Genomic DNA, 14753 nt, shown 5'->3' with positions numbered 1-14753 from the left:
TGGTGTTGTCTGCTATAGCAATCTGGCGCGGAAACCTATGGATCGCATTGGCGACGTCCTTCGCTTGGGCGATTTGGGCGGCTCACATTTTTGTCGACGACTTGATGGATGACTCGCGTAGATCGGCGGCAGACATCGGGTGCATCGGTCATTCCACCCTGTTCATAGGGCTGACAATTGCGCTATGTGCGTCGATGACACTTTACGCTGTATATGTTCGCCTAAGGCGATCACAATTTAGGAGACAGTAAATGCTCAAAGGACTCGGCGGTCTGGGCGATATGGCCAAGATGATGAAATCCGCACAGGATCTACAGACCAAGATGACGGATATGCAGGAAGAGCTGAATACCATCATGGTTGTCGGCGAATCCGGTGCAGGGCTGGTCAAGGCAACAGCCACGGCCAAGGGAGAGCTGAAAGGTCTCGATATCGACCCGTCAATCTTTAACGGCGACGACAAGGAAGTGGTCGAAGATCTGATCCTGGCCGCCATCAAAGATGCTCAGGCCAAGGCCGCTGAACGGTCGCAGGCTGAGATGGCTAAGCTGACCGAAGGTATGGGCCTGCCCGCAGACATCAAGCTGCCGTTCTGATAGGCACTCCTGACGAAATACCGGCCGGGCCCAACTGCCCGGCCCTTATGCAGGAGCAAGCGCGGTGAGTTCGAACAGCGATATCGACAATCTGATCGACCTGATGGCCAAACTGCCGGGCCTCGGCCCACGTTCGGCCCGTCGCGCAGTGCTGCATCTGATCCGCAAACGCGCCCTTCTGCTGACACCGCTTGCGGACGCAATGCAACAGGTTGCCATCACTGCCCGTGAGTGCCTGAATTGCGGCAATGTAGGCACCTCGGACATCTGTGATATCTGCGATAGCGAAGTCCGCGCGACCGGAGAGCTGTGCGTCGTCGAAGACGTCGCCGACCTTTGGGCGATGGAACGCGCCGCAGTTTTCAAAGGCCGCTATCACGTGCTGGGCGGCACCTTGTCGGCGCTGGACGGGATAGGCCCGGATGAGCTGCGCATCCCCCGCCTCAAGGACCGGGTCACCGCAGAGGGGATCACCGAGGTCATTCTGGCTCTGAACGCCACCGTCGACGGCCAGACCACCGCTCATTACATCGCCGATCAGTTGGAGGGACAGGTGCGCCTGACGTCGCTGGCGCAGGGTGTGCCGATTGGCGGCGAGTTGGACTATCTGGATGACGGGACAATTACGGCGGCGCTGAGGGCGCGGAAGGAAGTATAAGTTCAATAATTGAAAAAGGCTGGGTAAGTAAGCGCACCTTGTCCATCGCCTAGACTTCTCTTAGGACTTTTCCTGAAATAGTTTTTTGGAATAGTATTTATGCAGCCCAAAGAAGACGAACAACAAATTTTCGTAGTTGTGATTGATGAAACTTACGGAGATTCCGAAGAAAGTTGGGAGGAAAGCGAACGATACAGGCGCGATCTCGAGACCGAGTTCTCTGCCGACTTCATCGAGGCAAACGTTGGGCCGGGCGCCGACATCCCAGCGTTTTTGACAATTATTGCAACTTCCACTGTCCCGGTTTGGACTTTATTGCTGAGCGCCTTTTTTCTGGGGAAGCCCATAAACGAGAACCTTGAAAGTTGGGGGGAAATTGCGAAGAAAATTAAGAAGTTTTTTGGTCGACCGGTGCTACTCGCTCGTCACGGAGCGTCTGTCCTCGCTGTAGAGGCGGTGATGGACGATATTGGCGGTATGCCCAAAACTATTGAGCTTCTGAGTTATCGAGTTAGGCATATTGGAGACAACGAAAGCTTGGAACAGATGCCAAGAAGCGATCAAATATCGGAAAGTCCAGACACACTCTACCTTGGCTACCTTGTTCACATTTTTGAGATTGAAGCTGATGCGATTCAGTACCGCGTTCGCGTTGATGGCAAGAAATGCGAAGTCCTAAAGCTCTGAGAGTGCATCTTAAGTAAGCAGCAAAACCTCCCAAATCTAATTTTCTACCTCCTGATGATTTTTTGGCCTCTGTTGGCTAGAATCTGACAATGAAAGCCTTTCAATTATTCGTCCTGGGAGCATCAGTGACCCGCCTTCTCGCCCTCACCCTCGCCACCTTCACTGTTGCCACCGCGGCGCTCGTGCAGGACCTCGCCGACAAAGGCATTGTCGACGGCTGGAACATCATGATGGCCCCGCGCTAGGACACGGGTGCCTCATCCAGTCGATCTATCAGGACCTCCCGGTCGTGCGGCTGGGCTATGACACGCTGGAAGCGACCGTGTTTTCAAGACGCGCATTCGTTAGCGCGACTGCCATCCGAACCCTCTATCGAATCGGATCAAAAAGCGCGTCTTTGGCCGCGCAGTCCTTGATCACATCCCGGCCACAAGGCACCGGTTCAAGATCGCGGGACAGGCACAGGCGCACCTCTTCGATATAGCCTTGTTTGCAGGTGACGGTGATCATGTCGCGCTCCAGCCCCGGATTGACCTTTAGAAACGCTTCTTCCACGACAGATGCGGGCAGTTTTACAGATGTGTCCAACTGGCGGAACACCTTTGGACGCTCGACCGACCCATAGGCCTGCCGCGACAAGGTGTAATAGTCCGAAGCGCTTAGGCCCGAGCAGGTGCCGTGCTTCTTCCATTGATGCCAGGCAAGGCCGGAACTGCCTTGAATATCTTCCATTTCACGGGTCATAGTCCGCGTCGGCGAGGCCTCGGCCGTGCGGCAATAAGATGGCCAGCCCTGATGGAATTGCGGCCAAAGCCCGTGTAGAATCCAGCCGTGATCATGCCGTACATCACACTGATCCGACCCACGCGCGTCGCCTTCGCGCGCGCACCAGTTCGGCGACCAGCTCAGCGCCAGGACATAGTAGTCGAACGCGCCCGGTTTTTCACCCTCGGCCAGCGCCGTCATTGCACTAAAAACCCATAGAACCAGCCAGCGCATTCGCCTCTTCCCTTCTTGCCCTGCCGCGACTATATACAGCCCAAGTTCCCCGACAACGGAAACCTGCCCCAAGATCACGGGGCCGCCGAATTCCGGCGACGGGAAAGATGTATGCATAGGAGACGGGCTGATGGCAAAACCGCTTATGGCCAAGGCAACAGCCGTATGGCTAGTAGACAACACAACGATCAGCTTCAAGCAGATCGCGGATTTCGTAGGAATGCACGAGTTGGAAGTGCAGGGCATCGCCGATGGCGATGTGGCCGCTGGCGTCAAAGGGTTCGACCCGATCGCCAACAACCAGCTTACGCAGGAAGAGATTGACGTGGCGCAGGGCAACCCGCTGCACAAGCTGAAGCTCAAGTTCAACCCCGCTGCCAGTGGCGAGGAAAAACGTCGTGGCCCGCGCTATACCCCGCTGTCCAAGCGTCAGGACCGTCCGAACTCGATCCTGTGGCTGGTCAAGTTCCACCCCGAACTCAGCGACGGTCAGATTGCCAAGCTGGTTGGCACCACCAAGCCGACCATCCAGTCGATCCGCGAACGGACGCACTGGAACATCTCGAACATGCAACCGATTGACCCCGTCGCTCTGGGCTTGTGTAAACAGTCCGAGCTGGACGCAATCGTGCAGAAAGCCGCCGCCAAGAAAGCTGCTGAAGGTGGCGTCATGAGCGATGATGAACGCCGCAAGCTGGTTTCGACCGAGCAGTCACTGGAAATGGACGCAGCGCCCAAAATTCCAACGGCGATCGAGGGTCTCGAGACCTTCTCGTTGTCTGATGACTCCCCCGAGGAGAAAGAAGAGCCGATCATCGACGCCGACAGTTTCTTCAACTTGCCCAAAGGCGAGGCCGAGGATGAAGACGAAAGCGATCCGCGTTTCTGATACGCAGACAGCCCCGGTCAAACTGGCCGGGGCTTTTTTGACGAGACTCTGATGCTGAACATACTGTCTGCCATTTTTGGCCCACACCGCGCCGTGACAATCTATGCCTTCCTAAGAACCTGGGGCCTGCTCGTGTTCGGTGTCGTAGGCGTTATCGCAGTTGCCGCAGCCCTGCTGTTGCTGAACGACGACGGCACGCATGAACACGAAGCCTTCATGACCGTCCCGGTTCTGTCCGCCACCGCTATCAACGGCGACCTCAAGAACGGGGTGATTGCCTCGGTACGTTTACCCGACGGGTCCGCGACGTCGATCACTTCGACCGAGGCCCCGATTTCCCAGACCGTCGGCCAAAGCGCCTGTGTCGAAAAGCGGGTCTATGTGGAAAGTGGCGAACCAAGGTATCGCTTCAAACTTCCGCGTTATTGCGAAGCAAGCTGACAAAGCAAAACCGCCCGGTGTCCACACCGGGCGGTTTTTCCTTCAGATCATCTGAAAGATGATTCCTGCGATCACTGCGCCGACTATCCCCAGGCCCAGATAGGTCGCAAACACTTTCGGCCTGACCAGCGACCATACCGCAGCCATGGCCGGGATCGAGCTGACCGCACCCGCGATCATAAAGGACATTGCTGCCCCGGCGCTCATCCCCTGCTCCATCAGACCTGCCAATAGCGGCGGCGCGACGTATGAGTTCAGATAGGCCGGCATCCCAACAAGTGCCGCGATGATTATGGGCAACACGCCGTCTCCTCCGACCGCGCGTGCGATCAGATCAGCGGGTACATAATTGATCAGCAACGCCTCGAGAACATAGGCAAGCGCCAGCCATTTCAACAAGAACAGGCCGTTCCGAAAAAACTCGCTACGAAATCTATTCCGGCGCGCAGGGTCATGCCAGAATTTCCAAACCGGTTTGTCCTCTTGCTTAGGTCCACAACTGCCGCATCCAGCTGGTTGGTAGTTCCGCAAAGGTTGAGTCAACACACCGCTGCGCGTCATGGTGCGCACGACGAATCCGCCAAACAGGCCAAGTGCCACTGCGGCTATGGCTTTTCCGATAGCAAAGGGCCATCCCAATGCGCCAGCCGTAATCAATAGCGTCGGCGGGTCGATCAGCGGAGAGCTGAGCCAGAACGCCATAACCGCAGACAGTGGCGCCCCAAGCGCCAGTAAACCAGCAATGAACGGGATGACCTCGCAGGAACAGAATGGGGCCAACCCGCCAAACAGGGCAGCCAAAAGGATCATCCGCGTTTCGCGGCCTTCAAAGGCTCGGGCCACCATGACTTCGGCACCGGTGGCCTTGAGGTATGACAACAGCAGCACAGCAAACAGAATATATTGGCCGGTATGGGCCAGTGCCTTACCGGCAAATGTTATCACCTCGGTAAGATTGCCTGGGTCGAGTATCGCCACCGCGATCAGAATGGCGACAATCACCGCCCATGGGGTTTTGATCAGGTCGAAGACGGTTTTGAACGGAGCCCGAGGGCTCTGAGTAAGGTCAGCCATCGTTTGCCGCCTTTCCAGTTTCGTCCGCACAACATTCCGACAGAATGAACTGCGCGAGGTTTCTGAGATGGTCATACCGGGCACGGTTGATCGTGGTGCGCCCGATCTTTTCCTGTTCGACAACATCACCGGCCGCAAGAAACCGGAGGTGATGGGCCAGCGTCGACGGGGCAATGCCGGTTCTCTCCTGGATTTCACCTACGGTGAGCCCGGTCTCTCCGGCGCGAACGAGTGTCTTGAGGACTTTCAGTCGCGCCTCTGACCCCATCGCCGAAAATCCTGCTGCAGCGGTTTCCCACATATCCACAACTCCAATAAACTAGATTTCTAGTTATATAGAAGTATTGAAAGCTACCGTCAACAAATTCTGATCAGAATTCGTGAAAAGAGAGTGAGTCCAGATTGCTCAATCAATAAGGCCACTCTATAAGGTCTTATGGGGATTTCAGTAGATACGTTCTTTCTAGAGCTGAATGGGCAAGGCACCTTGCAGGCCCAGATTCAGCAAATGATTGCAGAAGGTATCCTGTCAGGCCGGTTCCATGTCGGAGAAAAACTGCCCTCGTCGCGTAAACTGGCCTCGCATCTGGGTGTCAGCCGGATCACCGTGACATTGGCTTATACCGAGCTGTTGGCCAATGACTACCTGACGGCCCGGGGCCGATCTGGGTATTATGTGTCGGAAAATGCGCCAGTACCGCCTAAATACACGCCCATCCAACGGGGCACTGAGACCGTGGATTGGGACAAGGCGCTGGCCCGCCGGTTTGTAGATTCGGATGTGTTGCCCAAGCCCTGGAATTGGCGGGACTATACCTATCCTTTTATCTATGGTCAGGCGGACCGAACCCTGTTCGATCATGCCAACTGGCGACTATGCGCAGTGCGGGCATTGGGGCACAAGGATTTCGAATCGCTGACCCGCGACTATGTCGATCAGGACGATCCGTTGCTGATCGAGTTCATCGCCCGCCACACTCTGCCCCGCCGTGGAATCTCGGCCCGCCCCGAAGAAATATTGATCACACTGGGGGCGCAGAACGCACTTTGGCTGGCGTCGCGCATCCTGCTGACCCACAATCACACCGCCGTCATCGAAGACCCTTGTTACTATGCGCTGCGCAGCCTGTTGAACCACTGGGATTGCGCGGTCACCCCCATCTGCGTGGACAGGGATGGCCTGCCACCCGAAGCGCTGCCCGATGATACGAATGTCATCTTCACCACGCCCAGTCATCAAAGCCCGACAACGGCCACCATGCCGATCACCCGTCGCCGCCAACTTTTGGACCGGGCCCGGGACCTGGACGCGATGGTGGTCGAGGATGACTATGAGTTCGAAATGGCGTTTCTAGGGGCGCCTTCGCCTGCGCTGAAATCCATGGACCGGGATGGCCGTGTCATCTATGTGGGCAGCTTCTCGAAATCGCTGTTCCCCGGATTGCGCCTTGGTTACATGGTTGGATCCGAGCCGTTTATCCGCGAGGCGCGCGCGCTGCGCTCTTTGGTGCTGCGCCACCCGCCGGGCCACATTCAGCGCACTGCAGCGTATTTTCTGTCTCTGGGACATTACGATGCTCAGATCAGGCGCATGTCCAAAGAGCTGTCCAAGCGGCGGGATGCAATGGACAAGGCTATCGACGAATACGGGCTGTCGGTGGCCGGGCGCGGTGTGATGGGCGGATCTTCGATGTGGATGTCCGCCCCCGAACATGTCGACATGTCCCAGCTGGCGCGCAGCCTGCAAAACCAAAGCGTTCACATCGAGCCTGGTGCACCGTTTTTCGCAGGGCCAGATAGGCCACAGAACTTCTACCGGCTCGGATACTCATCCATCGCGCCCGACCGCATCGCTCCGGGCGTGAAGCTGATCGCGGATGCCATCCAAACGCAGTAGCCCGCGTCTGGACCTAATCCGCATTTCGTTTTGGACCTAACGCCATTCCGTCCCTTGGGCCACAACCGTACCCAAAGGCTGGGCTGATCGTCCGGCTTCATCCACAAATCCGCGGAGACAAATCAGATGAAAATGACCACCGAAGAGGCCTTTGTTAAAGTTCTGCAGATGCACGGGATCGAGCATGCGTTTGGGATCATCGGTTCGGCGATGATGCCGATCTCGGATATTTTTGGAAAAGCTGGCATTACGTTCTGGGATTGCGCACACGAAGGCTCGGGCGGGATGATGGCTGACGGGTACACACGCGCCACCGGCAAAATGTCGATGATGATCGCGCAGAACGGACCCGGGATCACCAACTTTGTTACTGCCGTCAAAACCGCCTACTGGAACCACACCCCGCTGCTGCTGGTGACCCCTCAGGCCGCAAACAAGACCATGGGTCAGGGCGGTTTCCAGGAGATGGAACAAATGCGCATGTTCGCAGACTGCGTCTGCTACCAGGAAGAAGTACGCGACCCTTCGCGGATGGCCGAAGTTCTGAGCCGCGTTATCACCAAAGCCAAGCGCGCCTCGGCACCGGCACAGATCAATGTTCCACGTGATTTCTTCACTCAGGTTGTCGATATCGAACTGCCTGCCGTAGTTGAATTTGAACTGCCTTCTGGCGGCGCATCAGCCGTTACCGAAGCCGCCGCGCTGCTGTCGGATGCCAAGAACCCTGTCATCCTGAACGGAGCGGGCACGGTTCTGTCTGCGGGCGGCATCGAAGCCTCGAAAGCACTGGCCGAGCGTCTGGACGCCCCGGTTTGTGTTGGCTACCAGCACAATGACGCCTTCCCGGGCTCGCACCCGCTGTTTGCTGGCCCGTTGGGTTACAATGGCTCGAAAGCCGGTATGGAGCTGATAAAAGAAGCAGACGTGGTTCTGTGTCTCGGCACTCGCCTGAACCCGTTCTCGACTCTTCCTGGCTATGGTATGGAATACTGGCCGGCGAATGCAAAGATCATTCAGGTTGACATTAACCCCGACCGCATTGGTCTGACCAAGAAGGTATCTGTCGGTATTGTTGGCGACGCAGCCACCGTTGCAACCAATATCCTGGCACAGCTGTCGGACACCGCAGGTGACGAAGGACGCGATGCACGCAAAGCGAAGATTGCGGAAACCAAGTCACGCTGGGCGCAGGAACTGACTTCGATGGACCACGAGCAGGACGATCCGGGTACCACCTGGAACGAACGCGCCCGTGCAGCCAAGCCCGACTGGATGAGCCCGCGCATGGCGTGGCGCGCCATTCAGGCAGCCCTGCCGAAAGAGGCGATCATCTCGTCCGACATCGGCAATAACTGTGCTATCGGCAACGCCTACCCATCCTTTGAAGCGGGCCGCAAATATCTGGCCCCCGGGCTGTTCGGCCCCTGTGGATACGGATTGCCATCTGTCATGGGTGCCAAGATCGGTTGCCCGGATGTGCCTGTCGTTGGGTTCTCGGGTGACGGCGCCTTTGGTATTGCTGTAACCGAACTGACCGCAATCGGCCGCGATGAATGGCCCGCAGTCACCCAGATCGTTTTCCGCAACTATCAGTGGGGTGCTGAAAAGCGCAACTCGACCCTGTGGTTCGACGACAATTTTGTTGGAACCGAACTGGACACCAAAGTGTCCTATGCCGGTATCGCTCAGGCCTGTGGCCTGAAAGGTGTCGTGGCCCGCACACAGGATGAGCTGACTGCAGCCCTGAATCAGGCCATTGAGGATCAGAAGAATGGGATCACCACGCTGATCGAAGCAATGATCAACCAGGAACTGGGCGAGCCGTTCCGTCGGGACGCAATGAAGAAACCGGTCGCGGTGGCAGGCATCAGCAATGACGACATGGAACCGCAGGCCGGGGTATAATCCGCGTGAAACCGCTGCGCGCCATTCTCGGGACGGCCAGCGCGTCGGACAAGATCATCGCCCTGTCAGAGGGCGATGATCCCCGCGTCGTGGAAGGTGCGGTCAGGGCCGTAAAAGAGGACGTTGCACGGATCATCCTGATCGGCGACGGGGCCAAAATTTCGGCCCTTCTGGATGCGCATGAAGGATTTGATCCCACTCGGATAGACATTCTTGACCCGGCGCATTCCTCAATCACCACGGAACTGGCTGAAGCGCTGTTTAATCGCCGCAAGCACAAGGGCATGACCCTTGAAGAGGCAGGGCAACAGATCACCAACCGGCTGACCTTTGCCGCCATGCTGGTGCATCAGGGTATCGCTGACGGCACCGTGGGCGGAGCGGTTGAAACCACCTCTGACACAGTTCGCGCGGCGTTGCAGATCATCGGAACAGCGCCGGGTACAACAATGGTATCCAGTTTTTTTCTCATGCTGTTCTGCCAGGATCATCACGAGGTCAAAGGCGCGCGCATCTTTGCCGATTGTGGCCTGGTGGTGGATCCAAACGCCGAAGAAATGGCGGAAATTGCCCGCGCATCGGCCGCATCCTATTCAGCTTTGACTGGAAACACGGCGCGTGTGGCGATGCTGTCTTTTTCCACCTCGGGAAGCGCCGAACATCCAAAAGTATCCAAGGTCGTCGAGGCAACCCGGATCGCACGCGAAAAAGATCCGAACCTTCTGATCGACGGAGAGCTGCAGTTCGATGCCGCCTTTGTCCCCGAGGTTGCGGCGCAAAAGGCGACGGATTCGCCACTGAAGGGCGAAGCGAATGTCTTTGTCTTCCCCAGCCTGAATGCGGGCAATCTGGGCTATAAGATCGCACAGCGCATCGGAGGGGTTGAGGCAATCGGGCCAGTCCTACAAGGCCTGGCCAAGCCGGCAAATGATCTATCGCGCGGCTGTACGGCAGAGGACATCCTTCACATGATCGCCGTGACTGCTGTTCAAGCACAACATGGCGAAAACGGAATATAAGTCTCGACAAGTCCGTGAAAAACAAATTTTATTCCGGTTCCCGGCAATACTCGGGGGAATACCGGTCTGCAAACTACAGGGGCGCCTATGAACCAGCCAGTGATTGACACCTCGCCCAAAGTCTCGGACGAGATCCGGCAGACCACCTGTTACATGTGCGCCTGTCGCTGTGGCATCAACGTTCACATGAAAGACGGCAAGGTCGCCTATATCGAGGGCAACCGAGACCACCCGGTGAACAAAGGCGTTCTGTGCGCCAAAGGGTCCGCGGGCATTATGCAGGTTAACGCGCCGTCGCGCCTACGCAAACCGCTGCGCCGTGTCGGCCCGCGCGGATCGGGCGAGTTCCGCGAGATCGAGTGGGACGAAGCGATCAGCACAGCCGTCGGCTGGATGAATGAGCTGCACGAGACAGCGCCGCAAAAGCTGGCCTTCTTTACCGGTCGCGACCAAAGCCAAAGCTTCACCAGCTTCTGGGCTCAGAATTTCGGCACCCCAAACTATGCGGCCCATGGCGGCTTCTGTTCCGTCAACATGGCCGCAGGCGGCATCTACACCATGGGCGGCGCGTTTTGGGAGTTTGGCCAGCCCGACTGGGACCACACCAAGCTATTCATGCTGTTCGGCGTAGCCGAAGACCACGACAGCAACCCGATCAAGATGGGCATCGGCAAGATCAAGGCACGCGGCGCACGGGTGATCGGTGTGAACCCGATTCGATCAGGCTATAACGCCGTCGCCGATGACTGGGTCGGGATTACGCCCGGCACCGACGGGCTGTTCATCCTGTCGCTGATCCATGTGCTGATGAAGGCCGGCAAGATCGACCTGGATTACCTCAGCCGTTATACCAACGCGCCTGTTCTGGTGAACGCATCCGAAGGCCCCGACAAAGGTCTGTTCTTGCGCGATAGTGACGGCAAACCGCTGGTGATCGACCGGGCCACAGGCGAACTCACAGCGTTCGACAAGCCGGGCGTACGCCCGGACTTGTCGGCTACTTACGAAAAGGACGGCGTCACCCATCGCCCGGTTTTCCACCTGATGGCCGAGAAATACCTAAGCGACGAGCACGCCCCTGAGGCCGTGGCTGACCGCTGTGGCATCCCGGCCAGTCGCATTCGCGCCATCGCGGCGGAAATCGCCCGCGTCGCCTTTGATGAGGCGATCGAGCTGGATCAGGAATGGACCGATTTCCGCGGCGAAACCCATGCTAAGATGATCGGTCGCCCGGTCAGCTTCCACGCCATGCGTGGCATCTCGGCCCATGCCAACGGGTTCCAGACCTGCCGCGCGCTGCACGTGCTGCAGATCATCCTCGGCACCGTCGAAGTTCCAGGCGGTTTCCGCTTCAAACCGCCCTATCCCAAACCAGTCGAGGCACACCCAACCCCGCATGGCGACCGCCGCCCCGGCAGACCCCTGGAAGGCCCCCATCTAGGCTTCCCCCGCGGGCCCGAAGACCTGTTGCTGGACGACTGCGGCACTCCCCAACGGATCGACAAAGCATTCACATGGGAAAACCCGATGTCAGCCCATGGGCTGATGCATATGGTAATCTCAAACGCCGCCGCCGGTGATCCCTACAAGATCGACACGCTGTTCATGTATATGGCGAATATGTCGTGGAACTCCTCCATGAACACCAAAGGTGTGATGGAGATGCTGACCGCCAAGACCGAAGACGGCAAATATGTCATCCCAAACATCATCTATTCCGATGCCTATTCCTCGGAAATGGTGGCCTATGCCGACTTGATCCTGCCCGACACCACCTATCTTGAACGGCACGACTGCATCTCGCTGCTCGACCGCCCGATCTGCGAGGCAGACGCCGCCGCCGACGCAATCCGCTGGCCGGTGATCGAGCCCGACCGCGACGTGCGAGGCTTTCAGTCGGTGCTGGTGGAACTGGCCAACCGCATGAGCTTGCCAGGCTTTACCAACGAAGACGGTACGCCGAAGTGGAAAGACTACGCTGACTATATCGTTAACCATCAGCGAAAGCCCGGTATTGGCCCACTGGCCGGGTTTCGAGGCGAAAATGGCGACAAGGAAGGTCGTGGCGAGGTCAACCCCGACCAGCTGAATCGCTACATCGAAAATGGCGGCTTCTACGTCGCGCATATCCCCGAAGGGGCGGATTACTACAAACCCTGGAACGCTGCCTATCAGGATTGGGCCGTGGGCATGGGAATCTACGACAGCCCGCAACCCTATCTGTTCCAGCTCTACTCAGAACCGATGCGCAAATTCCAACTGGCCGCCGAGGGTCATGGCGACCGCCAGCCCCCGGAAAATCTGCGTCAACGCCTCAAAGACACCATGGACCCGCTGCCGATCTGGTACGAAACCGACCAACAGGGCAACGAAGGCTTCACCATCAACGCCCTGACCCAGCGCCCGATGGCGATGTACCACTCATGGGGCACCCAAAACGCCTGGCTGCGCCAGCTACACGGGCGCAACCCGCTATACGTCCCAACCAAACTGATGCGCGAACACGGGCTGCAGGACGGCGACTGGGCCAAAGTCACCTCTCCGCACGGGGAGATCACCGTGCCGGTCATGGAGATGGCCGCGTTGAACGAAAACACTGTCTGGACCTGGAACGCCATCGGCAAACGCAAAGGCGCATGGGCCCTGCAAGAAGACGCGCCCGAGGCCACCAAAGGCTTTTTGCTGAACCACCTGATCCACGAACTGCTGCCGTCAAAAGGCGATGGAATGCGTTGGGCCAATTCTGATCCGATTACAGGTCAGGCTGCTTGGTTCGACCTGAAGGTCAGGATCGAAAAGGCGGCGCCACCTTCGGATGCAGAAAGCCAGCCCGAATTCAAACCGATCAAATCACCGGTCGGCACCGGACCAAAAGATCTGGCGTGGAAGGTAGGAAAATGACCCAGCTCCCCCAATCCACAGACAAGAAAATGGGTCTGGTCATCGACCTGGACACCTGTGTCGGCTGCCATGCCTGTGTGATATCCTGCAAAGGCTGGAACACCGAAAACTACGGGGCGCCCCTGTCGGATCAGGACGCTTATGGCGGCAACCCGTCCGGCACCTTCCTGAATCGCGTACATTCCTACGAGGTCCAACCCGAACAGGGTCACGCTCAGCTGATCCACTTCCCCAAATCCTGCCTCCATTGCGAGGACGCGCCCTGCGTCACCGTCTGCCCCACCGGGGCCAGCTATAAGCGGGTCGAGGACGGTATCGTATTGGTCAATGAAAGCGACTGTATCGGCTGCGGGCTTTGCGCCTGGTCCTGCCCTTACGGCGCGCGTGAGATGGATATGGCCGAGGGCGTGATGAAGAAATGCACCCTCTGCGTGGATCGCATCTATAACGAGAACATACCCGAAGTGGACCGCGTGCCATCCTGTGTGCGGACCTGCCCCGCCGGAGCCCGCCATTTCGGTGATCTGGGCGACGCAGATAGCGATGTCAGCAAATTGGTCGCCGAACGTGGTGGCATGGATCTGATGCCTGAAATGGGCACCAAGCCCGTCAACAAATACCTGCCACCTCGCCCTAAAGATCAGATCGAGGACCAGATCGACATTCTCGCGCCCCTTCTGGCCCCGGTAGCCGAAGAGCCCAAGGGCTTTCTGGGTTGGCTCGACAAGACACTGGAGAAGCTCTGATGCATCCGGCCCCATCCGTCATTATCTTCACCACCTTGTCCGGTCTGGGCTTTGGGCTGCTGTTTTTTCTGGGCCTTGGGATGCCGGATGTCACCGGATGGGTGGCCTTCGTATTCTATGCCATGGCCTTTGGCCTGTCGGTGGGTGGGCTGATGGCCTCGACCTTTCACCTGGGCCATCCTGAACGTGCGTGGAAAGCATTCACCCAATGGCGGTCAAGCTGGCTCAGCCGTGAGGGTTGGTGCGCAGTGATCGCCTTGATTCTTATGGGCCTCTACGCGCTGGGCGCTGTCATCTTTGGTCAGCGTTGGGGTGTTCTGGGCGTCCTTGGCGCGTTGTTTTCGCTGGCAACAGTTTTCACCACCTCAATGATCTACACCCAGCTCAAGACAATCCCACGTTGGAACATGAAACTGACACCAATCATGTTTCTGAGCTTCAGCTTTGCCGGTGGCTCGCTTCTGGCCGGTCAGGTCAGCCTTGCCGTCCCTCTGTTGGTGGTCGCTGCCGTTGCGCAGACATTTTACTGGTGGCAAGGGGATAAGGCATTTGCGAACTCAGGAACAAACCTTGGCACCGCTACGGGTTTGGGGCAGCGCGGGGCAGTGCGTGCGTTTGAGCCTCCACATACAGGTACAAACTATCTTCTGCGCGAATTTGTCCACGTGGTTGGCAGGAAACATGCGGACAAATTGCGGGTCATCTCGTTTGTGCTGGCCTTCCTATTGCCGGTCATCCTGCTGATCCTGCCGTTCAACCACTTCTTCGCTCTTCTGGCTGCGCTGTCGCATGTGGCAGGCGTTGCAGTTTCGCGCTGGCTGTTTTTTGCGCAGGCCGAGCATGTCGTGGGTTTGTATTACGGCAAACGGTAAAGAAGGGGGCCAGCCCCCTTCTTGGCCCTAACAGGCCAATTCATCCCCCGAGGTATTTTTGGCCAGATG

Annotated in this window: 14 protein-coding genes; 11 read left to right on the top strand and 3 right to left on the bottom strand. The window is 57.7% G+C overall.

The window, feature by feature from the left end; translation table 11 throughout:
- The first annotated feature begins 251 nt into the window (after positions 1-251).
- From AC2FH6_RS14915 to AC2FH6_RS14905, 3 genes are all read left to right on the top strand, one after another.
- Positions 252-596, top strand: coding sequence for a YbaB/EbfC family nucleoid-associated protein (locus AC2FH6_RS14915; protein WP_496692484.1), 345 nt, complete (start codon positions 252-254; stop codon positions 594-596).
- Positions 597-660: 64 nt separating this feature from the next.
- Entirely contained in the window at positions 661-1254 is a 594-nt protein-coding gene (gene recR, locus AC2FH6_RS14910) for a recombination mediator RecR (RefSeq protein ID WP_496692485.1), read from the top strand.
- 99 nt (positions 1255-1353) lie between these two features.
- Complete coding sequence (locus AC2FH6_RS14905) at positions 1354-1941, top strand: hypothetical protein (protein ID WP_496692486.1); 588 nt, start codon at positions 1354-1356, stop codon at positions 1939-1941.
- 369 nt (positions 1942-2310) lie between these two features.
- Here AC2FH6_RS14905 and AC2FH6_RS14900 read toward each other — a convergent pair whose 3' ends face one another.
- Positions 2311-2940: a ribonuclease T2 family protein gene (locus AC2FH6_RS14900; RefSeq protein WP_496692574.1), complete on the bottom strand. Its 630-nt coding sequence runs from the start codon at positions 2938-2940 to the stop codon at positions 2311-2313.
- Positions 2941-3070: 130 nt separating this feature from the next.
- Here AC2FH6_RS14900 and AC2FH6_RS14895 point away from each other — a divergent pair, with 130 nt between their 5' ends.
- Together AC2FH6_RS14895 and AC2FH6_RS14890 are read left to right on the top strand one after the other, a co-directional pair.
- Positions 3071-3829, top strand: a complete 759-nt coding sequence (locus tag AC2FH6_RS14895) for a DUF1013 domain-containing protein (RefSeq protein WP_142636995.1) — start codon at positions 3071-3073, stop codon at positions 3827-3829.
- Between the two features lie 51 nt (positions 3830-3880).
- A complete protein-coding gene (locus tag AC2FH6_RS14890; protein ID WP_142636997.1) occupies positions 3881-4270 on the top strand; it encodes a hypothetical protein in 390 nt (129 codons plus the stop codon).
- Positions 4271-4312: 42 nt separating this feature from the next.
- Here the strand turns inward: AC2FH6_RS14890 and AC2FH6_RS14885 are convergent, their stop codons facing one another.
- Together AC2FH6_RS14885 and AC2FH6_RS14880 are read right to left on the bottom strand one after the other, a co-directional pair.
- On the bottom strand, positions 4313-5344 hold the full coding sequence (locus AC2FH6_RS14885; protein ID WP_496692487.1) for a permease: 1032 nt from the start codon (positions 5342-5344) through the stop codon (positions 4313-4315).
- Positions 5337-5645 carry an ArsR/SmtB family transcription factor gene (locus tag AC2FH6_RS14880; protein ID WP_282021955.1) on the bottom strand — a complete coding sequence of 103 codons (309 nt, stop codon included), beginning with the start codon at positions 5643-5645 and terminating at the stop codon, positions 5337-5339. Before AC2FH6_RS14880 ends, AC2FH6_RS14885 begins: the two co-directional genes overlap by 8 nt.
- A 135-nt stretch (positions 5646-5780) precedes the next feature.
- Here AC2FH6_RS14880 and pdxR point away from each other — a divergent pair, with 135 nt between their 5' ends.
- The 6 genes from pdxR (at position 5781) to AC2FH6_RS14850 (ending at position 14684) form a co-directional block, all read left to right on the top strand.
- Positions 5781-7241 carry a MocR-like pyridoxine biosynthesis transcription factor PdxR gene (gene pdxR / locus AC2FH6_RS14875; protein ID WP_496703352.1) on the top strand — a complete coding sequence of 487 codons (1461 nt, stop codon included), beginning with the start codon at positions 5781-5783 and terminating at the stop codon, positions 7239-7241.
- A 126-nt stretch (positions 7242-7367) separates the two neighbouring features.
- Positions 7368-9146, top strand: coding sequence for a sulfoacetaldehyde acetyltransferase (gene xsc, locus AC2FH6_RS14870; RefSeq protein WP_142637005.1), 1779 nt, complete (start codon positions 7368-7370; stop codon positions 9144-9146).
- 5 nt (positions 9147-9151) lie between these two features.
- Complete coding sequence (gene pta, locus AC2FH6_RS14865) at positions 9152-10165, top strand: phosphate acetyltransferase (protein ID WP_496677819.1); 1014 nt, start codon at positions 9152-9154, stop codon at positions 10163-10165.
- Positions 10166-10252: 87 nt separating this feature from the next.
- Entirely contained in the window at positions 10253-13066 is a 2814-nt protein-coding gene (locus tag AC2FH6_RS14860) for a molybdopterin oxidoreductase family protein (RefSeq protein ID WP_496703350.1), read from the top strand.
- Positions 13063-13812, top strand: coding sequence for a 4Fe-4S dicluster domain-containing protein (locus AC2FH6_RS14855; protein ID WP_271949727.1), 750 nt, complete (start codon positions 13063-13065; stop codon positions 13810-13812). Before AC2FH6_RS14860 ends, AC2FH6_RS14855 begins: the two co-directional genes overlap by 4 nt.
- Entirely contained in the window at positions 13812-14684 is an 873-nt protein-coding gene (locus AC2FH6_RS14850) for a dimethyl sulfoxide reductase anchor subunit family protein (protein WP_281973086.1), read from the top strand. Before AC2FH6_RS14855 ends, AC2FH6_RS14850 begins: the two co-directional genes overlap by 1 nt.
- Positions 14685-14753 lie beyond the last annotated feature (69 nt).

It is taken from the genome of Ruegeria sp. CDSC045 (assembly GCF_059610725.1).
The sequence above is the reverse complement of the archived record's forward strand: the minus strand, read 5'-3'. Positions and strand labels throughout refer to the sequence as shown.